Here is a 264-nt window from a genome sequence, read left to right on the forward strand (position 1 = left end):
TCTTCTTCCTGGGCGTCACGGGCGTGCACGCCGAGGCGGGGCTGACGACGGGGGATGCCGAGGAGGCGGCGATGAAGCGTGCCCTCGCCGCCCGCGCGGCCGAGACCTTCGTCCTCGCGAGCGAGGAGAAGCTGGGCGCGGCCTCGCGCTTCGGCATCCTGCCCCTGGACGACGTCTCCGGGATCATCGCCGACCTCGATCGCGGCGATCCTCGCGCCGAGACCCTGCGTGAGGCCGGCGCTCGACTCCTGCCCGTCCCGCCCG

Annotated in this window: 1 pseudogene; it reads left to right on the forward strand. The window is 74.2% G+C overall.

Annotated elements, in window-relative coordinates:
• A pseudogene (locus tag ACZ3HH_RS30380) lies at positions 1-264 on the forward strand (hypothetical protein); the annotation flags it as partial.

The organism is Pseudomonas sp. PME37.24/025 (assembly GCF_055556615.1).